Origin of the sequence: Streptomyces sp. NPDC017993, from assembly GCF_044328065.1 — a bacterium.
Taxonomy (GTDB): domain Bacteria; phylum Actinomycetota; class Actinomycetes; order Streptomycetales; family Streptomycetaceae; genus Streptomyces.
The window spans coordinates 38,437-59,928 of sequence record NZ_JBIRGO010000016.1; the positions used below are offsets into that span (position 1 = coordinate 38,437).

The window sequence follows — 21,492 nt, forward strand, 5'->3', positions numbered from 1 at the left end:
GGCTCCCGGCAGCGGACCTCCGCGGCACGGCTTCTGGGAGCGCTCGCCTTCGGTGGTGGGCGCGCGCCCACCGGGCCCTCCCCCGGCGCGAAGTCCTCATCGCCCCGGCAGGGACGCCGTCCCCTCGCGACCCGGCGTTTCGGGGTCCCGGTCGGCTTCCGGTGGGGCGAGGGGCAGGTCCCGGACGGTGCGCACCGGAGAGAACACGAGGATCAGGGCGGCCAGCGGGACGCCGGCGGTCAGGATCCACATCGCGGTGCGGGGCCCCAGCACCTCGCCGAGCGCGCCGCCGAGGAGGGCGCCCAGCGGCAGCGTCCCGTAGTTGAGGAAGGCGGTGCTGGCGACGAGCCGGCCGAGCAGCGCCGGCGGACAGTAGCGCTGCTGGAAGCCGACCTTGACGATGTTGCCCGCGACGATGCCCGCGGAGACGCAGAAGCTGCCCGCGACGAAGAGCAGCGCGCCGGCGCCGCCTCCGGTGAGGGGGATGAGCAATGCGCCGGTGGGCAGGACCAGTTCGGACAACAGCATGGCGCGGGCGGTGCCCAGGCGGTTCGCCAGCCGGCGGGCGGCGAAGGCACCGGCGATCCCGCCCGTACCGGCCAGCGCCAGCAGGCCGCCGACCACCCCCGGCGACAGGCCGACCTCGCGGACCAGGAAGACGACCAGGAGGGACTGGTAGCCCATGAGCGCGAGGTTGGACGAGGCGCCGAAGAGGGTGAGCGTACGGAACCATTTGTCGCCCGCGACCAGCCGCAGGCCCTCGGCGACCTCCGCGATCAGCGCCCGCGGCGCGCCGCCCCGCCCCGCTGGCCGCGGTTCGCGGTGGCGGATGCCGAGCAGGCACAGCAGCGAGACGAGGAAGGTCGCGGCCTGGGCGGCCAATCCGCTGACCGCGCCCGCCAGTTGGACGAGCAGGCCCCCAGCCCCCTGCCCCGCGATCTGCGCCGCGGACGCGCTGCCGTGCAGTGCGGCGTTGCCCTCGGCCTGATCGGCCGGCGGGAGGAGGGTGGGGAGGTAGGCGCTGTAGGCGGTCTGGAACACCACCGAGGCGGCCCCCGCCAGCAGCGCCACGACGATCAGCATGCCGAGCCCCAGCCCGCCGAGCCAGGCGAGAACCGGCACGGTGGCGAACAGCGCCAGCGACAGTGCCGCGGCGGACAGCATCAGCGGACGGCGGCGTGTGCGGTCCACCCAGACGCCCACCGGCAGCCCTATCAGCAGCCACGGGAGCCAGCTGCAGGCACCCAGCAGCCCGACCGCGAAGGTGTCGGCGTGCAGGGTGGAGACGGCGACCAGCGGCATGGCCACACCGGTGACCGCCGTGCCGAACTTCCCGGAGGTCTCGCCGCACCACAGCAGCCGGAAGTCCCGGTCGCGGCGCAGCAGCCCGCTCATCGGCCGTCTCCCCGCGGGCGCCGCGGTTCGCGCCGCCCCTCCTGCTCGCCCTCGGCACGCCCGTCCGGCTGCTCCGGGGCCGCGGCGCGCTCCGCGCGTTCCTTACGGGGGAAGGACTGCAGTTGGACGAGGACGGGCTGGGTCTCCGGCCCCCCGGAAGCGCTCGTACGGGCGGCCGCTTCGTCGCTCGACTGCTCGCCGGTGGCGGCCGCGGACTGCCGGTAGCGGTCGACAACGGCCGTCACCTCGGCGTTCAGTGCTTCGAGTTGACCGGCGGTCAGGCGCAGGTCGTGCCATTGGGCGATGGTGCCGGCGTTGCGCCAACCGGCGTCCCAGTCCTCGGCGAGGTAGCTGACGACCTGGTGGAAGTGCTGCTGGACGAGCTCGTGCACGTAGACGGAGAGCGGCCCGCGGGCATCCGGATCGTCGCGGAACTCCGTCGTTTCGAGGTGGCGGGAGACCGCGACCGCCCGCCACCAGCGCTGCCGCTTGGTGCCGCGGCCGGTCTCCTCCTCGATGAATCCGTGGTCGGCCAGGTGGCGCAGATGCCAGCTCACGGTGCCGGTGTTCTCGCCGACGCGGCGGCTGAGGCCGGTGGCGGTGTCGGGGCCGTCGAGGGTCAGCAGTTCGAGGATGCGCATCCGCAGCGGGTGCGCGAGGCCGCGCAGGCTACGGGCGTCCAGGCGGCGGACGGGGCGCGCGGCGGCGGCCGTCGGGGGTGGCTCGGGAGACTCCGTCATGGCGACAGAGTAGAAGATGCAGAGACTTCTTTGCAGAGGTTTCTCTGCAAGAGTCGCGACACTTTCTCCGGAAGAGCCCGGGACCTAACGAACGCCGCTCCCGCCGTCGTCTTCGCGGCCGTCGCCCCTGTCGGCTTCGCGGCCGCTCCCCCGGCTTCCGGTGCGATCGCTCCGGTGATCCTTCTCGTGGTCCCAGAGGGGGTGCTCGCGCCGGGCCCAGTCCGCGTCGACGAAGCCGGTGCGCATGCCGCGACGCGACTCGGGGTCGCCGAAGGCCATCCAGACGTGGCCCGCGATCACGATGACCACGGCGAGGGCGAGCCAGTCATGGACGAAGGTGGCGCCGGTCCGCCACACCAGCGGGGCGAGGTCGGTGAACCACATCAGCAGACCGGTGCAGAGCATGACCAGGACGGCACCGGCGATCCAGGCGGCGTAGACCTTCTGGCCGGCGTTGAACTTGCCGGCGGTGCGGGCGCGGGTGCGGTGCCTGCGGCGGCGCAGGGACGCGCGCAGCCAGCGGCGGTCGTGCGGGCCGTAGCGGTTCAGCCGGGTGAGGTCCGCACGCAGGGCCCGCGAGGCGAGGCCGACCAGGAGGGGCACCGGCAGCAGGATGCCCGACCATTCGTGGACCGTGACCATGAGGGCGCGCCGGCCGACGAGTTCGGCGAGGAAGGGCAGGTAGAGGCAGCCCGCGGTCAGGACGCAGAGCGCCATCAGGGTGGCGGTGGCGCGGTGCACCCAGTGTTCGGCGGGCGTGAAGCGGGCGACGCGGCCGGCCTCGGCGCGCTCAGGTGGTCGGGGCATCGTCGCGTCCGTTCGACTTGCCGACCCAGGCGTCGACGTCATATCCACGGTCCTCCCAGTAGCCGGGCTCGACGCGCTCGGTGACGGTGATCGTGGAGAGCCACTTCGCGGATTTGTAGAAGTACATGGGTGCCACGTAGAGCCGCACCGGCCCGCCGTGTGCGTGGCCGATCGGCTTGTCCTGCATCCGCAGGGCCACCAGGACGTCGCTGCGGCGGGCCTGTTCGAGGGTGAGGGACTCGCTGTAGGCGCCGTCGAAGCAGGTGAACCGGACGGCCTTGGCCTGGGGGCGGACTCCGGCGTCGTCGAGGAGGTCGGCGAGGCGTACGCCCTCGAAGGGGGTGCCGGGCACCCGCCAGCCGGTGACGCACTGCACGTCGCGGACGAGCCGGGTCTGCGGGAGTCGGCGCAGGTCGTCGAGGCGGTAGGTGACGCGTTGGCGCACCAGACCGTCGATCGTGAGCCGGTAGGTCCGTTCGTCCTTGGGCGGGACGGAGCCGGTGACCGAGTAGTAGCGGAAGCCGCCGCCGGCCGGCAGCAGACCGGACAGCCCGGTGGGGTCCTTCTGGGCGGCGGCGCCGAGGGTGTTGTCGTACGCACGCTGGAGGAAGGGGGCCGCGGCGACGCCCGCGGCGCCCGCCCCGAGCATGCCGAGCACGACGCGGCGGCCGACGGGTGTACCGCGCCCGTCCTCGCCGTCGCCGTCCGCCGGGCGGGCCGGAATCGCGTCCTTTGTCACTCTTGGATTCGAACACCGTACGGCCGCCCGGTCCAGTGCCCCGGCCATCGCGTCAGACTTTCGTCATCGGCGGCGGCGCCAGGTGCACGGCGACCGGACCGGGCGGCTCCCTGCCTTTTCCGTCGTGCGACCGCGGCGGACGCATCAGATCAGGTGGCCGAGTGCCCCACCGTCGACGGGCAGCGCCACTCCGTTGATGAACGCGGCCTTGGGCGAGGCGAGGAAGGCCACGACTCCGGCGATCTCCTCGGGCTGACCGCAGCGGCCCAGGGGGATGCTCCGCAGATGCCCGGCCTTGGCCTCCTCCGAGAGCTCGTCGTACATGTCGGTCTGGACGGGGCCCGGGAGAACCGCGTTCACCGTGATGTCCCGCGGAGCCAGCTCGCGCATCAGCGACTTGACCAGCCCGATCTGCCCGGCCTTGGAGGACGCGTAGTTGGCCTGGCCGTAGGCGCCGTAGGGGGCTATCGCCGAGGAGATCGCGATGATGCGGCCGCCGTTCGGCATGGGCGCGGTGGCGGCGCGCCGGGCGACGTAGAAGGTGCCCGCCACATTGGTCTCGTAGACGTGCCGGAACTGCTCGTCCGACATGTCCGCGAGCAGGTTGTCGGCGGTGACGCCCGCGTTGGCGACGAGCACCTCGACGTTGCCGTGCCGGGCCTCGACCTCCGCGAACGCCGCATTGACCTGCCGGCTGTCGGTGACATCGCAGCGCACCGCGAGAACCCCCGGTATCTCCGGGTCTTCCTTGCGGTAGGTGATGGCGACCTTGTCGCCCTCGTCGCGGAACGTCTCGGCGACAGCCCGGCCGATGCCGCGGTTGCCTCCGGTCACCAGTACCGATCGGGACATCCGGGTGACTCCTTTGTCTGAAGTGTCGGTGGGGACGGGTGAAGCGGCGGTGCGCAGGGCCCGCCGCAGGGATCGCCCCGCGCGGCACCTGCGGTGTCCATGACACCCCTGGGTGGTCCCGTCCGATGTCTCGAGAACCTCATCCGGGAGCGCGCAGGGCGTCAGGGCGACCGCGTGGGCAACGGTAGAGCGTCGCACCGCGGGCATCGCAATCAGGTCATGACTGTCACCGCCAGGGATGCGTCGGCCATTTTTTCGGGCCGTCCCGACCGTCCCGGCCATCTGGCCGACGCGAAGCCCGGCGCCCCGGCGCGGCGGGCGCCGTGCGCCGTGTGGCGGGCGCTCTCCGCCCCGCCTCTCACGAGGGGGCCGGCACGGCTACGCTGCGCACCACCAGGTACGTTCTGCTGTTTCCGGGCTCGACCGAAGACGACTGGTGGTCTGCCAAATGACGTGAGCAGCGAGTTGCTCACCTGACATTCTTCGACGGACGGGAGGCGCCCTGTGGTTCAGCAGGAACGCGCGATGGCAACCAGGCGAGTGATACTCGAAGCCGCTGCCAAGGTCTTCGCCGAGAACGGCTACGACAAGGCCAGAATCTCCGACATCCTGAGAGAAGCGAACGTCACCAAGGGCGCGTTGTACTTCCACTTCACGGACAAGCAGGCGCTCGCCGACACCCTCCTGACCGAGCACGTCAGCGAGATCAGGGTCGAGCCGGACGCCATCAAGCTCCGTGAACTGATGTCCGCGGGCTACACCCTGGTGGACCGGCTCCAGACGGACGTCGTGCAGCGCGCGGCCGCACGTCTCACCCTGGAGCAGGGCGCCAACCAGTTGGACCGTGCGCAGCCGATGCTCATGTGGACGGAGTATGTCGAGGAGTTGCTGACGGTGGCGCATGCCCGGGGTGAACTGCTGCCGACGATGGAGAGCGCGACCGCGCGTCGGGATGTCGCCGAGATGATCGTCGGGTCGTTCGCCGGCATCGAGCTGGTGTCGGACACCTTCTCGGCGGGACGCGGCCCGTCGCCCCTGCAGCACTGGCTCACGGTGTTCTTCCAGACGGTGATCCCGACCCTCGCCCACCCCCCGATCATCCCCTTGCTGGGCCTGGCCTCGGCCGAGGCGCACGCCAAGATCGTGCAGAGCTCCTCGGCGGCCTAGGAGAGAGAGTCCCCCGGGCCGCCCCCCGGCCCTCCGGTCAGGAGACCGCCTTTGCCGCGGCGCGGCCCGCCGTGCGGCCGGAGAAGAGGCAGCCGCCGAGGAAGGTGCCCTCCAGCGAGCGGTAGCCGTGGACTCCGCCGCCGCCGAAGCCCGCCGCCTCGCCCGCCGCGTACAGGCCCGGGACGGGGGATCCCTCCTCGGCCAGTACCCGCGAGGAGAGATCGGTCTCCAGCCCGCCGAGCGTCTTGCGGGTCAGGATGTGCAGGCGCACGGCGATCAGCGGCCCGGCCTTGGGGTCGAGCAGGCGGTGCGGGGCAGCCGTGCGGATCAGGCGGTCGCCGAGGAATTTGCGGGCGCCGCGCATCGCCGTCACCTGGAGGTCCTTGGTGAAGGGGTGGGCGATCTCCCGGTCCCGCGCCACCATCTCGTCGCGCAGCGCGGCCTCGTCGATCAGCGGCTCCCCGGTGAGCTCGTTCATCCGCCGCACCAGGTCGGCCGGCGACCGCTCCACGATGAAGTCCGCGCCGTGGTCCATGAACGCCTGCACCGGCCCCGGCGCGCCGGCCCTGGCCCGCCCCAGGACGTCCCGGATGCTCTTCCCGGTCAGGTCCGGGTTCTGCTCGGAGCCGGAGAGGGTGAACTCCTTCTCGATGATCTTCTGGGTGAGCACGAACCAGGTGTGGTCATGACCGGTCCGCATGATGTGCTCCAGCGTGCCGAGCGTGTCGAAGCCGGGGAACAGCGGCACGGGCAGCCGGTTTCCCCGGGCGTCCAGCCACAGCGGGGACGGTCCGGAAAGGATCCGGATGCCGTGCTGCGGCCAGATCGGGTTCCAGTTCTCGATGCCCTCGGTGTAGTGCCACATCCGGTCCCGGTTGATGATCCGGCCGCCGGCCGCCTCGGTGATGCCGAGCATCTTGCCGTCCACATGCGCCGGTACCCCCGAGAGCATCCGCTCCGGGGGGTTGCCCAGCCGTTCGGGCCAGTTGGCGCGGACCAGGTCGTGGTTGCCGCCGATTCCGCCTGAGGTGACGATCACGGCCTGCGCCCGGAGTTCGAAGGAGCCGGTCACCGCCCGGCTGCTGGGTGTCCCCCGTTCGGCGTCGGAAGGCTCCAGGATTTCGCCGCTGACCGTGTCCAGGCTGCCCGCGCTGCGCGACAGGCCGGTGACGCGGTGGCGGAAGCGCAGCTCCACCAGGCCACGCGCCACACCGGCGCGCACCCGGCGTTCGAAGGGTGCCACGATGCCGGGGCCGGTGCCCCAGGTGATGTGGAAGCGGGGGACGGAGTTGCCGTGCCCGGTGGCGCCGTAGCCGCCACGTTCGGCCCAGCCGACGACGGGGAAGATGCGCAGGCCCTGGCGGTGCAGCCAGGAGCGCTTCTCCCCCGCCGCGAAGTCGACGTACGCCTCCGCCCATTGGCGCGGCCAGTGGTCCTCCGGGCGGTCGAAACCGGCCGTGCCGAGCCAGTCCTGCCAGGCCAGCTCATGGCTGTCGCGGATCCGCAGCCGGCGCTGCTCGGGCGAGTCCACGAGGAAGAGGCCACCGAAGGACCAATGGGCCTGACCGCCGAGGGATTGTTCGGGCTCCTGGTCGAGGAGGATGACCTTGCGCCCGGCGTCCACCAGCTCCGCCGTCGCCGCCAGCCCCGCAAGACCCGCTCCGATCACGATCACATCAGCGTCGTACGCCATCTCAGCTCTCCTCACCGGACACGCCGGACGACCTGGCCGCCGTGGTGAACACGATCCTCAGCGCACCGGGCACGGCCGTCAACAGCTGTTACCGGGTGGTACGCACGGGTGAGCGGGAGAATGGGGGTGACCAGGGCCACTCCACCGACGCCGGCGGATGACTATCCTCAGGCGCATCCCCCGCCCCGCGCGATACGAGGTGTGCGACGTGACGGTGATACTGCTCGCCCTTGGTGCGGCTTGCTGTCTGGGACTGGGTTTCGTGTTCCAGCAAGCCGCGGCGCAGCAAGCCCCGATGAAGGACTTCCTCTCCCTTCGGCTGCTGCTCGACCTGGTGCGGATGCCGCGCTGGCTGGCGGGCATCGGCCTGATGGTGGTCGGGATGTCGTTGGGCGCGGTGGCGCTGGGGATGGGCGACATCACCCTCGTGGAGCCGCTGTTGGCGACCAATCTGCTGTTCGCGATGGCCCTGGCCAGGCGGCTGACCCGGCAGCGGCTCGGGCGCAGCGGCTGGGCGGGGCTGTGGCTGCTGGCGGGCGGGGTGACGGCCTTCATCGTGGCGGGCCGGCCCCGCGGCGGGAGCACCGAGAGCGAACCGATGTGGCACTGGCTGATCATGGGCCTGGTGCTCGGTACCGCCCTGCTGCTCGCGGCGGTCGCCAAGCGGGCGCGGATAAGCGTGGAGGCCGCACTGCTGGGCGTCGCGGCGGGGCTGCTGTACGGGCTCCAGGACGCGCTCACCCGGATGAGCGGGGAGCGGTTCGGTGAGGGTGGCTGGAGCGCCCTGCTCACCACGTGGCAGCCGTACGCGATCGTGGTGCTCGGCGTGCTGGCGCTGGTGCTGGTCCAGAGCGCCTTCGAGACCGCGCCGCTGCGGATGTCCCTGCCCGCGCTGACCGCCGCCCAGCCGCTGGCCGGTATCGCCTGCGGAGTCGGATTCCTCGGCGACCGGCTGGAGGTCACGGCCGGGGCACTGGCCTGGGAAGGGGTCGGGATCGCGGCCGTCGTCACGGGCATCGTGCTGATCGGCAGCCACCCCGCGATGCCGCCGGGCGCGGGCCGCTCCGAGGCCTCGCGGGAGCTGCAGCCGCGCTGACGCCGACCGTTGCCCGGCGGAGCCCGGGTGCCTGGCGGGGCCCAGCCGGCAGGCAGGCCCCAGGCGGGTGTCGGGAACCGGCTGACCAATGGCTTTTTAATAATGGCCAGCATTAGAGTGGCGCCATGGCCAGGACCTCAGGACCCGAAACCCGGGAGAAGTTGCTCCGTGCCGCCGAGGAGGTCTTCGCGGCGCAGGGGGTGGACGGTGCCCAGACCCGCGACATCGTGCGGCGGGCGGGGCAGAGCAACCCCTCGGCGGTGCAGTACCACTTCGGCTCGCGTGCCGGGCTGCTGGACGCCGTGATGGCCAGCCGGCTGGCCCGTACCGAAGCCGCGCTGGAGCCGCTGCTGGCGGCGATGCCGGGCGAGCCGTCCCTCAGGGAGCTGATCGGCGCCCTGGTCACCGCGGAGGCGACCGAGCTGCGCGACAACCGCGGGCGGCGCTGTCTGCGGATCTCCGCCCAACTCAGCCACGAGAGCGGGGTGCGCACCCGGATTCCGCACCCGACGCTGGCCGGCACCGCCTACTGGCGGCTGATCTGCCGTGTCGAGGACGCCCTCGTCGCGGGCGGGCTGCCCGAGGCGCTGCGGCTGGAGCGGCTGGACCTCGCGCTGACCCTCATCGGCGCGGCGATGGCCGACCGCGCACGGCACCACCTCGACGGTGCCACACCCCTCACCGGCGAGGAGCTGTTCCTCGCCGACCTCACCGGGACCACGGTGGCGTTCCTGCTTGCCGCCGCCCCGGGCCCGACCCCGTCTTCAAGGAGCGCTTCATGACCGCCGCCGCACCCGCCGCCGCACCCGCCGCCGCACCCGCCCCCGCCGCGAACCTGGCCGGCAAGACCCTCATCATCACCGGCGGCGCGCGCGGGCTGGGCGCGGCCGCCGCCGAGCAGGCCGTGGCCGCCGGGGCCCGGGTCGTGCTCACCGATGTGCTCCAGGAGGAGGGCGCGGCGACGGCGGCCCGGCTCGGCGAGCGGGCCCGCTTCCTCGCCCATGACGTCACGTCCGAGGAGGACTGGCAGCGGGTGGCGGAGTTCTGCGTGGACGCGTTCGGCGGTATCGACGGCCTGGTCAACAACGCCGGGATATCCACCGGGGCGCCCTTGGAGTCGGTCTCCGTCGACTTCTTCCGCAAGGTTTTGGACGTCAATCTCACCGGCGTCTTCATCGGGATGAAGACCGTCATCCCCGCCATGCGGGAGCGCGGTGCCGGCTCGATCGTGAACATCTCCTCGGCGGCCGGGCTGATGGGGCTGGCACTGACCGGCGGCTACGGCGCGTCGAAGTGGGGCGTGCGCGGACTGACCAAGATCGGGGCGGTGGAACTGGGCACGGCGCGGATCCGCGTGAACTCCGTCCACCCCGGTATGACGTACACGCCGATGACCGCCGAGGTCGGCATCGAGCGGGGCGAGGGCAGGTACCCCAACACCCCGATGGGCCGGGTCGGCGAGGCCCACGAGATCGCCGGCGCCGTGGTCTTCCTGCTGTCCGACGCCGCCTCCTACGTGACCGGCGCCGAGCTGGCCGTGGACGGCGGCTGGACCACCGGCCCGACGGTGAAGTACGTCATGGGGCAGTGAGCGGTCGGCCGGGGACGCGGTGCCCGGGGGCCCCGCGTCCCCGGCGGAACCGGCCGCCGCCGGGGGTGATTGCATGGCCCCATGACCGATCAGCAGCCGCTCAACGCGGACGAGATCCTCGACGTCGTCGACGAGAACGATCAGGTCGTGGGACAGGCCCCACGGGGTGAGGCCTACGCCCGCAGGCTGCGCACCCGCTGCGCGTTCGTCCTCGCCCGGGACGCCGAGGACCGGATCTTCGTGCACCGGCGCACCCCGCAGAAGCTCGTCTTCCCCTCGCACTACGACATGTTCGTCGGTGGCGTGGTCGGCACCGGGGAGACCTACGACGAGGCGGCGTTGCGCGAGGCGGAGGAGGAGCTGGGCGTCCAGGGCCTGCCGCAGCCGGAGCACCTCTTCACCTTCCTGTACGAGACGCCCGAGCACACCTGGTGGTCCGCGGTGTACGAGGTGCGCTGCACGCTGCCGGTCGCCCCGCAGGAGTCGGAGATCGACTGGCATGCCTTCGTGGCCGAGGACGAGCTGGACCGGCGGCTCAGCGAGTGGCCGTGGACGCCGGACGGCATGGCGGCATGGCGTCAGTTGCTCGCCCACCGGGCGGGCGGGACCCGCTGATGGCACCCGCGGGCGAGCCAACCGGTGGGTAGGGTTCTGGGCATGATCCTCACCGACGGGCTGCGGTCGACGGCGGCGGCCGTGCGGCTCTGGTTCTCCCCCGGGCGGGTCCGCGAGGAGGGCTCGACACCCGACTACCGCTTCTCCCTCGCCAACGAGCGCACCTTCCTCGCCTGGCTGCGTACCGGGCTGGCGCTGGTCGGCGGCGGATTCGCGGTGGATCAGTTCCTGCCCCGGCTGCACGAGGCGCTGCGGGTGACGTTCACCGTCGCGCTGCTTGCGGGCGGGGCGCTGTGTGCGCTCCGGGCGGTCAACCACTGGGTGCGGTGCGAGCGGGCAATGCGCCGCGGTGAGGATCTGCCGACGTCCCGTTTCCCCTCGGTGCTGGCGCTGGGCGTCGGGGTGCTCGCGGTGGCGATGGTCGTGCTGGTGCTGCTGGGCCGGACCCGCTAGCCGATGGGTGACGGGCGGACGCAGGGCGTCGCACCGCAGCCGGAGCCCGACCGGGACCCGGGGCTGCAGCCCGAACGGACCAGGCTGGCATGGCGGCGTACGACGCTGTCCTGCACGGCCGTGGCGGTGCTGGCCGGCAGGCAGCTGATCCAGAGCGACGCCCCGGGTGCCGTGGAGGCGGCGCTGGTGGTGCTGATGGGGCTGGTGTGGATCGTCTTCGTCGCCGTCGCCCACCGCAGGATGCAGGCGATGGCCGACGGGCGCCCGCCCGGTATGCCCCCGCGGACCGCGCTGCTGCTGGTCGGCTGCACCCTGGCGCTGGCGGTGGGTGGCGCGACGATCCTGCTGCCCTGAAGGCGCCCGTCGCGCGGAGGGCGCCCGGTGCGCCGACGGCTCGGCCCCCGGCGGTACCGTGGCGCGACCCCGCACATTGCCGGAGCAGGCACAACACCCGCACCGACAGTGCGGAGTGAGCATCCATCAGCCGAGGGGCAACATACGCATGAGCCACACCGCACCGACCGCCACCGGTCCCGGCACCGTCCCGGGGCCAGCCGCCGAAGTGACCGCCACCGAGCCGCCGGCCGGCGCGGCAGCCGTGACGGAAACGGCGGTACCGGAGCCGTATCTCGTCGAACTGGCCGCCGGAGTCGGCGCGTTCATCCAGCCGGACGGCGGCTGGTGCCTGAACAACGCGGGGTTCGTCACCGACGGGGACGCCACTCTCGTGGTGGACACCGCCGCCACCGAACGCCGGGCGCGCCTGCTGCGCCGGCGGATCGCCGAGAGCGGCGCCGCGACGCCCCGTACCGTGGTCAACACCCACCACCACGGCGACCACACCTACGGCAACGGCGTCTTCGCGCCCGAGGCGACGATCATCGGGCACACCGCCTGCCGCCGCGAACTGCTGGCCGCCGGCCATCAGCTGCACGCGATGTGGCCGCAGGTCGCCTACGGCGACATCCGCCTCACCGCGCCGACGGTCACGTACACCGACGCGCTGACGCTGCACGTCGGCGGGATCGAGGTGCAGCTGATCCATCCGGGCGTCGCGCACACCCCGGGCGACACCATCGTCTGGCTGCCCGACCACCGGATCGTCTTCACCGGCGATCTCGTCTTCCACGGCGGCACACCGTTCGTGTTCATGGGCTCGCTGACCGGCTCGCTGCACGCGATCGAGGTGCTGCGCTCGCTGGACGCCGTCACGGTCGTACCCGGGCACGGCCCGGTGACCGGACCGGAGGTGTACGACGGCGTCGAGCGCTATCTGCGCTTCGTCCAGCGGCTGGCGACGGAGGGCCACGCGGCCGGCCGGACGCCGTTGGAGGTGGCCCGGGAGACGGACCTCGGCCCCTTCGCCGAGCTGGCCGAGAGCGAGCGGCTGGTGGCGAATCTGCATCGTGCGTACGCGGAACTGTCGGGCGCCGCGCCCGGCTCCCTGCTGGATCCGGTGGCCGGGTTCGGGGACATGACGGTCATGAACGGCGGGATTCCGATGGCCTGCCACGCATGAGGGCAGTGCGGGCGGCGGCCCGCCGCGATGCGATCCGGCCTGGTCACAGGGGCTGCACGGCGGTCGGCCCGTGGCCTGCCGGGGCGCCCGGCCGCCGTCGCGTGACCGACGCCCCACGTGCGCGCACTGGACGCCATACCGACTAGTCGGCATGATCGAGGCGTTGACCGAGTGACTGTCCACTCCGTACGGAGGAGCACGATGAGCAAGGGCACCCCTCCCCCTCAGGCCGCCGCCCGGGAGGTACCCCCCGGCCTGGACCTGGCGCGATTGCGCGAGCACCTGGAACGGGAACGGCCCGGCCTGACCGGCGGCCCGTTGCGCGCGCAGCTGATCGAGGGCGGGCGGTCCAACCTCACCTACCGCGTCACCGACGGCACGTCCTCCTGGGTCGTCCGACGGCCGCCGCTCGGCCATGTGCTGGCCACCGCGCACGACATGCGGCGCGAGCACCGTGTGATCAGCGCGCTGCACGAGACGCCGGTGCCGGTGCCCGAGGCGCTGCTGCTGTGCGAGGACGAGTCGGTCATCGGGGCGCCCTTCTACGTGATGGAGCTGGTCGAGGGCACGCCGTACCGCACGGCCGACCAGCTGCGACCGCTGGGAGCGGAGCGCACCCGGGGCGTGGTGCTCTCCCTCGTCGACACCCTCGTCGCACTGCACGCCGTGGACCCCGAGGCGGTCGGCCTCGCGGACTTCGGCCGTCCCGAGGGCTTCCTGGAGCGCCAGCTACGGCGCTGGGGCAAGCAGCTGGCGGCGTCGAGGAACCGTGAGCTGCCGGGCATCGACGCGCTGCACGAGGAGCTGGCCAAGGCGCTGCCCGACTCCCCCGCGCCGACCGTGATCCACGGGGACTACCGCCTGGACAACGTCCTGGTCGGCGCCGACGACCGGATCACCGCCGTATTGGACTGGGAGATGTCCACGCTCGGCGATCCGCTCGCCGACCTCGGGCTGCTGGTGATGTACAGCGAGCAGGAGGACACCCCGGACTCCCCCATCACCACGACCCGCAGCGCCCCGGGACACCCCGAACCGGCCGAGCTGATCGAGCGTTACGCGACCCGCTCGGGCCGCGATGTCTCGCAGGTCGCCTGGTACACCGCCTTCGCCTACTTCAAGCTCGCGGTGATCCTCGAAGGCATCCACTACCGCTACACGCTCGGCCAGACCCTGGGCGCCGGCTTCGACCGGATCGGCGAGGTCGTGCCGGTCTTCATCGAGCACGGCCGTTCCACCCTGTCCGCCCTGAAGGAAGGCTGAGCCCCATGGACTTCGCATTCGACGCCCGTACGGAAGAGCTGCGGGAGAAGCTGCTGGCCTTCATGGACGAGCACGTCCTGCCGGCCGAGGAGATCGTCGAGGAGCAGCGCGCGCGGCTGGCCTCCCCGTGGGACACCCCGGCGATCGTGGAGGAGCTCAAGGCGGAGGCGCGCCGGCAGGGCCTGTGGAATCTCTTCCTGCCGGACGCGGAGCACGGCGCGGGCCTGACCAACCTGCAGTACGCGCCGCTGGCGGAGATCACCGGCCGCAGCCCGCAGCTCGCCCCCACCGCGCTGAACTGCGCGGCGCCGGACACCGGCAACATGGAGGTGCTGACGCAGTTCGGCTCCGAGGCCCAGCAGAAGCAGTGGCTGGAGCCGCTGCTCGCGGGCGAGATCCGGTCGGCGTTCGCGATGACAGAGCCCGAGGTGGCCTCGTCGGACGCGACGAACATCGAGACGCGGATCGAGCGGCAGGGTGACGAGTACGTCATCAACGGGCGCAAGTGGTACATCTCCGGGGCGATGAACCCGCTGTGCCAGGTCTTCATCGTGATGGGCAAGACGGACCCCGGCGGCGAGGACATCCGCCGTCAGCAGTCGATGATCCTGGTGCCGCGCGACACCCCGGGGCTCGAGGTCAAGCGCGCCATGCAGGTCTACGGCTACGAGGATCACTACCACGGCGGCCACGCCGAGGTGATCTTCCACGACGTGCGGGTGCCGGCGAGCAACCTGATCGGCGAGGAGGGCGGCGGCTTCGCCATCGCCCAGGCCCGGCTCGGCCCCGGCCGGATCCACCACTGCATGCGGCTGATCGGCATGGCCGAGCGGGCCATCGAGCTGATGTGCCGCCGCGCGGTGGCCCGTTCGGCCTTCGGCAAGCCGCTGGCCCAGCAGGGCGTGGTCCAGGAGTGGATCGCGGACGCGCGGGTCGCGGTGGAGCAGCTGCGGCTGCTGGTGCTCAAGACCGCCTGGCTGATGGACACCGTCGGCAACAAGGGCGCGCACACCGAGATCCAGTCCATCAAGATCGCCACCCCGCGCACGGTCGTCGGCATCCTCGACCAGGCGGTGCAGCTGTACGGCGCCGGCGGCGTGAGCCAGGACTTCCCGCTGGCGGAGCTGTGGGCGGCGGCCCGCACGCTGCGGCTGGCGGACGGTCCCGACGAGGTGCACCAGCGGTCGCTGGCCCGCCGCGAGCTGAAGAAGTACCTCTAGCGTCAACGACGGAGGGGCCCCGCGGCTGTTCGGCCGCGGGGCCCTCCGGCGTTGCATGCGTTATGGGCGCAGCGCGCGCAGCAGCAGGTCGGCGAGGTGGTCGGCGACCTGCTGGGGTGTGAGCGGGCCGCGCTCGCGGTACCACGTGCCGAGGTGGTGCACCGAGCCGAAGTGGTAGTCGACGACGAGGTCGGCGGGGATGTCGGAGGCGAACACACCGGACCGCTGGCCCTCCTCGATCAGTGCCCGGAACCGCTCGTGGTAGCGCCGCCGCTCCGCGCGGACCTGCTTGTCCTTCTCGGGGCCGAGGTGGTGCATCGAGCGGAAGAAGATCTTGGTGTCGTCGAGGTTGTCGATGGTGGTGACGACGACATCGGCGGCGGCGTCCCGCAGCCGCCGCTCGACCGGCGCGTCGGAGTCGGCGAAGTGGTCCAGCCGCTCCTGCTGGAGCCGCAGCACCCGGCCGTAGACCTCGTGCAGCAGATCGTCCTTGGAGCCGAAGTAGTGGTAGAGGGCGCCCTTGGTGACGCCCGCCGCGTCGACGATCTCCTGGACGGAGGTGCGGTCGTAGCCCTGCTCCGCGAAGAGCTTGGTGGCGGTGGCCAGCAGCCGCTGGGCCACGGGCTTCGTGCTGCCGTTGCCGTCCTTCGTGCCGGCCATCGCCCTCACCTGTCCTTCGTGCTGATGTGCCTGTGGTGCCGGGGGCCCGGCCGGTCGGCGGACCCGGCCGGTCGGCCCGGCCCGGCACCCGCCGATGCCCGGGGTCATGCGCGGTGGCGCAGCTCCCGTCGGAGGATCTTGCCACTCGTGGTCTTGGGAAGCTCCGGCAGGATCTCCACCTCCCGCGGATATTTGTACGCTGCCAGCCGCTCCTTGCAGTACGCGGCCAGCTCGCCGGGTTCGGGAGTGTCCCCCGGTCGCAGGCTGACGTAGGCCTTCACCGACTCGCCGCGGTAGGCGTCGGGCACGCCGACCACGGCGGCCTCGCGCACCGCCGGGTGGGTGTACAGGACGTCCTCGACCTCGCGCGGCCACACCTTGAAGCCGGACGCGTTGATCATGTCCTTCTTGCGGTCGACGACGTACAGCCAGCCGTCGGAGTCCATGAAGCCGATGTCGCCGGTGCGCAGCTCGCCGTCCGGGAGGCCGTCGGCGGTGGCCTCGGGGCGCCGCCAGTAGCCGGGTACGACCTGCGGGCCGCGCACCGCGATCTCGCCCTGCTCACCGAACGGCAGGTCGGCGCCGTTCTCGTCGATGATGCGGACGACCGCGTCGGGGCTGGGCACGCCGACCGCCAGGGTGCCCGAGACCTTGTCCACCGGCGCTTCTTTGCCCGGCGGGACGCTGGCGCAGGGGGCGGTGCACTCGGTCAGGCCGTAGCCGTTGTGGATGTAGGGGCCGAAGCCGGCCCGGAACTTCTCGACGAGCGCGGGCGGCAGGGGGGCACCGCCCGAGGACAGCGTCAGGAACGACGCGAAGTGGTCCCGGCTGACGTCGGGGTGGGCCGTCAGCGCCATGTAGGCGGTGGAGGGGCCGACCGTGTAGGCGGGGCGGTGCTCCAGAAAGGCGTCCAGGACGACGCCCGCCTCGAAGCGGTAGGCCAGCACGAGGGTGCCGGAGTTGGCTATGCACGCGGAGAGCTCGCACACCATGCCGGTGATGTGGAAGAGCGGGGCGAGCGCGAAGTAGGTGGCGCCCTCGGGCAGGCCCAGGCCGGTGCGCTGCCGCTCGGCGTTGTAACTGATGTTGCCGTGGGTGTTGGTGGCGCCCTTGGGGGCTCCGCTGGTGCCCGAGGTGTAGCTGATCAGTGCGATGTCGTCGGCGGTGAGGTCCGGGTCGGTGGGTACGGCGCGTATCCGGCCGGCGGTGCGCGCGACCGTGAGCAGGTCATCGGCACCCTCGCGCGGACCGAGGCGATCGCCGCGCAGCACCCGCGTGTCGTCGCGGGTCTGCAAGCCCAGTTCACAGGCGGTCAGCGCGATCGTCACGGACGGGGCCGCGGCGGCGGTGTCCCGCAGGAAGCCGTCCCAGGTGCGGTCGGCACAGATGACGGCGGTGACCTCGGCGTCGTGCAGGATGTGCTGCATCTCGCCGGACTTGTACATCGGGTTGACGGGCACGGCCACGCCGCCCGCCTTCCAGACGCCGAGCAGCGCGAGCACGAAGTGCGGGGTGTTCTGCAGCATGACCGCGGCCCGGTCACCGCGGGAGAAGCCGCGCTCGGCGAGGTGGGCGGCGATGCCGTCGGAGAGCGCGTCGGTCTCGGCGTAGGACAGCCGGCCGTCGAAGTAGGTGAGCGCGGTGCGGTCGGGGGCGCGGCGGACCGCGCTCCGGAAGGCGTGCAGCGTCGAGGGGGGCGGCTGGACGGGCGCGCGCTGCGCGTCGGTGAGCTGCGCCAGCCACGGCTTGTCCTGGTAGGAGGTCATCGGGGTGCGGCCCTTTCTTCCTGATCGCCTGATCATCCCTGCGGGGACACCTGGAGTGCGGGTGGGGGTGGCGCGGCCGGGCCCGTCCGGCTCGCCACCCCCGGTGGTGCGGTTACGCGCCCTTGCCCTCGGCCTTCTCCAGCTTCTGCTGGAGGTGGTTCATGGCACCCAGCCAGCGGTCCGGGTCGGCGGCGCGCGCGGCGTAGTAGCCGGCCACCTCGGGGTGCGGCAGGACCAGGAAGCGGCCCTCCTCGATCGCGGTGCACAGCGCGTCGGCGACGGCGGACGGCTCGATGGCTCCGGGCGTGAGGACGAGGTCGCCGGCGGCTCCGGTGACGGCCAGCATGTCGGTGCGCACGCCCTGGGGGCAGATGGCGTGCACATCGATGCCGCGGTGGCGGTAGGTCGCCGACAGCCACTCGGCGAAGGCGTAGGCACCGTGCTTGGTGACGCTGTACGGCGCGGAACCGACCATGGTCAGCAGCCCGGCGGCGGAGACGGTGGAGATGAAGCGGCCGCTGCCGCGCTCCAGCCAGTGGGGCACGAGGTCGCGGGCGGCCCGGACATGGGCCATGACGTTGACGTCCCATGCCTGGAGCCAGACGTCCTCTGCGGCCTCGGGGCCGCCGGCCGGGGCGACGCCCGCGTTGGCGCAGAAGATGTCGATGGCGCCGCCGAGGGCGTCGCGGGCGGCCGGGACGATGGTGGAGGCGTCGCCGGGGACCGCGAGGGCGCCGATCTCCTCGGCGGTCTTCTCGGCCTTGGCCCCGTCGAGGTCGTTGACCACGACGCGGGCACCTTCGGCGGCGAACCGGCGGGCCAGTGCGGCGCCGATCCCCCCGCCGGCCCCGGTCACGACAACGGCCTTGTCCCGTACGGCTTCCACGCTGGCTCTCCCTCGGTCACGTCCACTCGACTGCCTGGGCAGACTAACCAGTCGGTATGTCCGAACGGAAGAGCCCGGCCCCGTGACGGCCGGGTGCGTTCCGTAGCGGCCCCGACCGCGTTAGCGTGCGCACGACACGTACCCGATCACGGAGGTGTGCGCATGGCTCTGTCGAGACGCGTTCTGCTCGGGCATCTGGCGGCGACCGGTGCGGCCGGCGCCACCGTCGCCGCGGCCACCGGCCCGGCCCACGCCACGGCGCGGGTGCCCGGCGGCCGTGCGGCCCCCGGCGGCCGCACGGTACGCACCGGCTTCGACCGGCTGGCCGCGGACGGCTACCGCCTGCTGGACGGCCGCCGGGTCGGCATCGTCACCAACCCCACCGGGGTCACCCCGGACGTGCGGCACATCGTGGATGTGATGCACGCGGACGACCGGGTGCGGCTGACCGCCGTCTTCGGCCCCGAGCACGGCTTCCGGGGCACGGCCCAGGCCGGTGGCTCGGAGGGCCGCTACGACGACCCGGCGACCGGGCTGCCGGTCTACGACACGTACAACAAGAGCGGCAAGGCACTCGCCGACATCTTCACCGCCTCCGGCGTGGACACCGTCGTCTTCGACATCCAGGACGCCGGCGCCCGCTTCTACACCTACATCTGGACGCTGTACGACTGCATGGTGGCGGCCGTGCTCGCCGGCAAGCGGTTCGTGGTGCTCGACCGGCCGAACCCGGTCACCGGCCGGTCGGCCACCGGCCCGGTGCTGGAGAAGGCGTATGCCTCGTTCGTCGGCCGGGAGCCGATCGCGCAGTCGCACGGGATGACGGTGGCGGAGCTGGCGCTGCTGTTCAACGGCGAGTTCGTGCCCAAGGCCGCCGGGCGGCCGGTGGAGCTGGAGACGGTCTCGATGACCGGGTGGCGGCGCGAGGACTTCTTCGACACGACGGGGCTGCCGTGGGTCCCGCCGAGCCCCAACATGCCCACCGCCGATACCGCGCTCGTCTACGCGGGCACCTGCATGTTCGAGGGCACCAACCTCTCCGAGGGGCGCGGCACCACCCGGCCCTTCGAGCTGCTCGGTGCGGACGGCATCGACCGGCGGTGGGCCGCGGCCGCCGGCGAACTGCGGCTGCCGGGCGTGCACTTCAGAGAGGCGTATTTCGCGCCGACGTTCTCCAAGTTCCAGGGCAAGACGATCGGCGGTGTCCAACTGCACGTCCACGACCGCGAGGTCTTCGATCCGGTGCGGACCGGCATCGGTCTGCTGGTGACCGCGAAGCGGGTCTGGAGCGGCTTCGCCTGGCGGCCGGACAACGGGATCGACCGGCTGACCGGCTCGTCGGCCGTGCGGACGATGATCGACGCGGGCGCGGACACGGACGAGGTCGTCGCCGCCTGGCAGGGGCCCCTGCGGCGCTTCCGTACGGTGCGTCAGCAGTACCTGCGCTACCGCTGACGGGGCGTTCGAGCGGCGCGAACGGCCCCGCACTGTCTCAACACCCGAGACAGGCCATTTCGCCTGTTGACTGCCCCGTACACCTGGCGTGAGAGTGCGGCTCGTGCAGAGTGACGCGACACCAGCGAAAACAGCGAAGACGAGCCCGGACGAAGCGGCCGTGGCCCCGACGAAGTCAGGGGCGACGGCCGTGCCGCGGAAGGGGGCAGCGGGCCCGTCCGCGGCGCCGGCCGACGCGGACGCCGTGGAGAAGACCGGCGGCGGCGAGACCCTGCGCCGTGTGGCGCTGGCCTCGTTCATCGGGACCGCCATCGAGTTCTACGACTTCTATATCTACGGCACGGCCGCCGCGCTCGTCCTCAACCAGGCGTTCTTCCCGACCCTGGATCCGGTCAACGCGACGCTCGCGTCGTTCTCCACCTACGCGGTGGCCTTCGCCGCGCGCCCCCTCGGCTCGGTGATCTTCGGGCACTTCGGCGACCGGGTGGGCCGAAAGTCCGTCCTGGTCGCCTCGCTGCTGCTGATGGGCCTGTCCACCGCCTTCGTCGGGCTGCTGCCCGGCTACGGCACGCTGGGCATCTGGGCGCCGGTGCTGCTCATCCTGCTGCGTTTCCTGCAGGGCATCGGGCTGGGCGGCGAGTGGGGCGGAGCCGCTCTGCTGGCGGTCGAGCACGCGCCCAAGAAGCGCCGCGGACTGTATGCCGCCTTCCCCCAACTCGGCCCGTCCGTCGGCTTCTTCGCGGCGACCGGTGTGTTCTGGCTGCTGTCCGCGGTCCTCGACGACGCGGCCTTCCGCTCCTGGGGCTGGCGGGTGCCGTTCCTGCTGTCGTTCCTGCTGGTCGGTGTCGGGCTGTTCGTCCGGCTCAAGATCAGTGAGACGCCGGTCTTCGCGAAGGTGCGGGAGGCCCAGGAAGCAGGCCGCGTCCCGGCCGTGGACGTCTTCCGCCGGCATCCGCGCGAGCTGCTGCTGGGCGCGGGCGGCATGGTCGTCGCCTACGGCCTGTTCTACACCGCGACCACCTACTGCCTCTCGTACGCCACCGGAACGCTCGGTGTCTCGCGGAACACCATGCTCGGCCTCTCGCTCGTCGCCTGTCTGTTCCTGGCGGCCGGCACCTGGCTCGCCGCCACCCGCTCCGACGCCTCGGGCCGCCGCAAGCTCGTCCTCGCCGGGTGCGGACTCGCCGTCGTCTGGGGCCTGGTGCTCTTCCCGCTGCTGGACACCGAACAGCCGGTGCTGATCGCCCTCGGCATCGGCGGCGCGCTCTTCTGCATGGGTGTGGTGTACGGGCCGATGGGTGCGTATCTGCCGGAGCTGTTCGGCACCACGGTGCGCTACTCGGGCGCCTCGCTCGCCTACAACCTGGGCGGCGTCCTGGGCGGTGCGGTGGCCCCGCTGGTCGCCACCCGGCTGCAGGCGGAGTTCGGCTCCTCCTCGGTGGGCTGGTACGTCAGCGCGATGGCGGTCGTCTCGCTGCTGTGCGTGCTGGCACTGCCCGAGACGCGGGAGCGCGAACTCGCCTGACGGAACGAGGCCGTTGTACGACGCCGGCCGGGCGCCCGAGGTCTTCGGGT

General features: G+C 72.2%; 21 protein-coding genes. 12 read left to right on the forward strand and 9 right to left on the reverse strand.

Annotated elements, in window-relative coordinates:
• Window positions 1-96: 96 nt before the first annotated feature.
• From ACH4FH_RS27050 to fabG, 5 genes are all read right to left on the reverse strand, one after another.
• Window positions 97-1,395 (reverse strand): MFS transporter, encoded by a 1,299-nt coding sequence (locus tag ACH4FH_RS27050; RefSeq protein WP_398558509.1) that lies wholly within the window; start codon window positions 1,393-1,395, stop codon window positions 97-99.
• Window positions 1,392-2,135 (reverse strand): helix-turn-helix domain-containing protein, encoded by a 744-nt coding sequence (locus ACH4FH_RS27055; RefSeq protein WP_398558510.1) that lies wholly within the window; start codon window positions 2,133-2,135, stop codon window positions 1,392-1,394. The genes ACH4FH_RS27050 and ACH4FH_RS27055 overlap by 4 nt, the downstream gene beginning before the upstream one ends.
• Before the next feature lie 84 nt (window positions 2,136-2,219).
• Window positions 2,220-2,942: a cytochrome b/b6 domain-containing protein gene (locus tag ACH4FH_RS27060; RefSeq protein WP_398558511.1), complete on the reverse strand. Its 723-nt coding sequence runs from the start codon at window positions 2,940-2,942 to the stop codon at window positions 2,220-2,222.
• Entirely contained in the window at window positions 2,926-3,681 is a 756-nt protein-coding gene (locus ACH4FH_RS27065; protein WP_398558512.1) for a molybdopterin-dependent oxidoreductase, read from the reverse strand. The genes ACH4FH_RS27060 and ACH4FH_RS27065 overlap by 17 nt, the downstream gene beginning before the upstream one ends.
• A 144-nt stretch (window positions 3,682-3,825) precedes the next feature.
• Window positions 3,826-4,533: a 3-oxoacyl-ACP reductase FabG gene (gene fabG, locus ACH4FH_RS27070; RefSeq protein ID WP_398558513.1), complete on the reverse strand. Its 708-nt coding sequence runs from the start codon at window positions 4,531-4,533 to the stop codon at window positions 3,826-3,828.
• A 525-nt stretch (window positions 4,534-5,058) separates the two neighbouring features.
• On the opposite strand from fabG, the gene ACH4FH_RS27075 reads away from it, so the two are divergent.
• A complete protein-coding gene (locus ACH4FH_RS27075; protein WP_398558514.1) occupies window positions 5,059-5,700 on the forward strand; it encodes a ScbR family autoregulator-binding transcription factor in 642 nt (213 codons plus the stop codon).
• Between the two features lie 37 nt (window positions 5,701-5,737).
• Here ACH4FH_RS27075 and ACH4FH_RS27080 read toward each other — a convergent pair whose 3' ends face one another.
• The gene (locus tag ACH4FH_RS27080) at window positions 5,738-7,393 is read right to left on the reverse strand and encodes an FAD-binding dehydrogenase (RefSeq protein WP_398558515.1); all 1,656 of its coding nucleotides are present in this window, start codon (window positions 7,391-7,393) and stop codon (window positions 5,738-5,740) included.
• 208 nt (window positions 7,394-7,601) lie between these two features.
• Between ACH4FH_RS27080 and ACH4FH_RS27085 the strand changes: the two genes are divergently transcribed.
• From ACH4FH_RS27085 to ACH4FH_RS27125, 9 genes are all read left to right on the forward strand, one after another.
• Window positions 7,602-8,489, forward strand: coding sequence for a DMT family transporter (locus tag ACH4FH_RS27085; RefSeq protein ID WP_398558516.1), 888 nt, complete (start codon window positions 7,602-7,604; stop codon window positions 8,487-8,489).
• A gap of 125 nt (window positions 8,490-8,614) precedes the next feature.
• Complete coding sequence (locus tag ACH4FH_RS27090; protein ID WP_398558517.1) at window positions 8,615-9,271, forward strand: TetR/AcrR family transcriptional regulator; 657 nt, start codon at window positions 8,615-8,617, stop codon at window positions 9,269-9,271.
• Window positions 9,268-10,080 (forward strand): glucose 1-dehydrogenase, encoded by an 813-nt coding sequence (locus ACH4FH_RS27095; RefSeq protein ID WP_398558518.1) that lies wholly within the window; start codon window positions 9,268-9,270, stop codon window positions 10,078-10,080. The genes ACH4FH_RS27090 and ACH4FH_RS27095 overlap by 4 nt, the downstream gene beginning before the upstream one ends.
• 81 nt (window positions 10,081-10,161) lie before the next feature.
• Window positions 10,162-10,695: an NUDIX domain-containing protein gene (locus tag ACH4FH_RS27100; RefSeq protein WP_398558519.1), complete on the forward strand. Its 534-nt coding sequence runs from the start codon at window positions 10,162-10,164 to the stop codon at window positions 10,693-10,695.
• Window positions 10,696-10,737: 42 nt separating this feature from the next.
• Window positions 10,738-11,148, forward strand: coding sequence for a YidH family protein (locus tag ACH4FH_RS27105; protein ID WP_398558520.1), 411 nt, complete (start codon window positions 10,738-10,740; stop codon window positions 11,146-11,148).
• 3 nt (window positions 11,149-11,151) lie between these two features.
• Entirely contained in the window at window positions 11,152-11,502 is a 351-nt protein-coding gene (locus ACH4FH_RS27110; protein WP_398558521.1) for a DUF202 domain-containing protein, read from the forward strand.
• A 148-nt stretch (window positions 11,503-11,650) separates the two neighbouring features.
• Window positions 11,651-12,667: an MBL fold metallo-hydrolase gene (locus ACH4FH_RS27115; RefSeq protein WP_398558522.1), complete on the forward strand. Its 1,017-nt coding sequence runs from the start codon at window positions 11,651-11,653 to the stop codon at window positions 12,665-12,667.
• Window positions 12,668-12,868: 201 nt separating this feature from the next.
• The gene (locus tag ACH4FH_RS27120) at window positions 12,869-13,930 is read left to right on the forward strand and encodes a phosphotransferase family protein (RefSeq protein ID WP_398558523.1); all 1,062 of its coding nucleotides are present in this window, start codon (window positions 12,869-12,871) and stop codon (window positions 13,928-13,930) included.
• Window positions 13,931-13,935: 5 nt separating this feature from the next.
• The gene (locus ACH4FH_RS27125) at window positions 13,936-15,150 is read left to right on the forward strand and encodes an acyl-CoA dehydrogenase family protein (RefSeq protein ID WP_398558524.1); all 1,215 of its coding nucleotides are present in this window, start codon (window positions 13,936-13,938) and stop codon (window positions 15,148-15,150) included.
• 60 nt (window positions 15,151-15,210) lie between these two features.
• Here ACH4FH_RS27125 and ACH4FH_RS27130 read toward each other — a convergent pair whose 3' ends face one another.
• From ACH4FH_RS27130 to ACH4FH_RS27140, 3 genes are all read right to left on the reverse strand, one after another.
• On the reverse strand, window positions 15,211-15,810 hold the full coding sequence (locus ACH4FH_RS27130; protein ID WP_398558525.1) for a TetR/AcrR family transcriptional regulator: 600 nt from the start codon (window positions 15,808-15,810) through the stop codon (window positions 15,211-15,213).
• 104 nt (window positions 15,811-15,914) lie between these two features.
• Entirely contained in the window at window positions 15,915-17,576 is a 1,662-nt protein-coding gene (locus ACH4FH_RS27135) for a class I adenylate-forming enzyme family protein (RefSeq protein WP_398558526.1), read from the reverse strand.
• Window positions 17,577-17,688: 112 nt separating this feature from the next.
• Window positions 17,689-18,462 carry an SDR family oxidoreductase gene (locus tag ACH4FH_RS27140; protein WP_398558527.1) on the reverse strand — a complete coding sequence of 258 codons (774 nt, stop codon included), beginning with the start codon at window positions 18,460-18,462 and terminating at the stop codon, window positions 17,689-17,691.
• Window positions 18,463-18,624: 162 nt separating this feature from the next.
• On the opposite strand from ACH4FH_RS27140, the gene ACH4FH_RS27145 reads away from it, so the two are divergent.
• Window positions 18,625-19,917 (forward strand): exo-beta-N-acetylmuramidase NamZ domain-containing protein, encoded by a 1,293-nt coding sequence (locus ACH4FH_RS27145; RefSeq protein WP_398558528.1) that lies wholly within the window; start codon window positions 18,625-18,627, stop codon window positions 19,915-19,917.
• Between the two features lie 190 nt (window positions 19,918-20,107).
• On the forward strand, window positions 20,108-21,442 hold the full coding sequence (locus ACH4FH_RS27150; RefSeq protein WP_398558529.1) for an MFS transporter: 1,335 nt from the start codon (window positions 20,108-20,110) through the stop codon (window positions 21,440-21,442).
• Window positions 21,443-21,492: the final 50 nt, after the last annotated feature.

Excerpts from the sequence above, each read along its gene's own strand:
- ACH4FH_RS27050 (WP_398558509.1), bottom strand. The coding sequence starts at position 1,395 with ATGAGCGGGCTGCTGCGCCGCGACCGGGACTTCCGGCTGCTGTGGTGC.
- ACH4FH_RS27055 (WP_398558510.1), bottom strand. The coding sequence starts at position 2,135 with ATGACGGAGTCTCCCGAGCCACCCCCGACGGCCGCCGCCGCGCGCCCC.
- ACH4FH_RS27060 (WP_398558511.1), bottom strand. The coding sequence starts at position 2,942 with ATGCCCCGACCACCTGAGCGCGCCGAGGCCGGCCGCGTCGCCCGCTTC.
- fabG (WP_398558513.1), bottom strand. The coding sequence starts at position 4,533 with ATGTCCCGATCGGTACTGGTGACCGGAGGCAACCGCGGCATCGGCCGG.
- ACH4FH_RS27075 (WP_398558514.1), top strand. The coding sequence starts at position 5,059 with ATGGCAACCAGGCGAGTGATACTCGAAGCCGCTGCCAAGGTCTTCGCC.
- ACH4FH_RS27080 (WP_398558515.1), bottom strand. The coding sequence starts at position 7,393 with ATGGCGTACGACGCTGATGTGATCGTGATCGGAGCGGGTCTTGCGGGG.
- ACH4FH_RS27090 (WP_398558517.1), top strand. The coding sequence starts at position 8,615 with ATGGCCAGGACCTCAGGACCCGAAACCCGGGAGAAGTTGCTCCGTGCC.
- ACH4FH_RS27095 (WP_398558518.1), top strand. The coding sequence starts at position 9,268 with ATGACCGCCGCCGCACCCGCCGCCGCACCCGCCGCCGCACCCGCCCCC.
- ACH4FH_RS27100 (WP_398558519.1), top strand. The coding sequence starts at position 10,162 with ATGACCGATCAGCAGCCGCTCAACGCGGACGAGATCCTCGACGTCGTC.
- ACH4FH_RS27105 (WP_398558520.1), top strand. The coding sequence starts at position 10,738 with ATGATCCTCACCGACGGGCTGCGGTCGACGGCGGCGGCCGTGCGGCTC.
- ACH4FH_RS27110 (WP_398558521.1), top strand. The coding sequence starts at position 11,152 with ATGGGTGACGGGCGGACGCAGGGCGTCGCACCGCAGCCGGAGCCCGAC.
- ACH4FH_RS27115 (WP_398558522.1), top strand. The coding sequence starts at position 11,651 with ATGAGCCACACCGCACCGACCGCCACCGGTCCCGGCACCGTCCCGGGG.
- ACH4FH_RS27120 (WP_398558523.1), top strand. The coding sequence starts at position 12,869 with ATGAGCAAGGGCACCCCTCCCCCTCAGGCCGCCGCCCGGGAGGTACCC.
- ACH4FH_RS27125 (WP_398558524.1), top strand. The coding sequence starts at position 13,936 with ATGGACTTCGCATTCGACGCCCGTACGGAAGAGCTGCGGGAGAAGCTG.
- ACH4FH_RS27130 (WP_398558525.1), bottom strand. The coding sequence starts at position 15,810 with ATGGCCGGCACGAAGGACGGCAACGGCAGCACGAAGCCCGTGGCCCAG.
- ACH4FH_RS27135 (WP_398558526.1), bottom strand. The coding sequence starts at position 17,576 with ATGACCTCCTACCAGGACAAGCCGTGGCTGGCGCAGCTCACCGACGCG.
- ACH4FH_RS27145 (WP_398558528.1), top strand. The coding sequence starts at position 18,625 with ATGGCTCTGTCGAGACGCGTTCTGCTCGGGCATCTGGCGGCGACCGGT.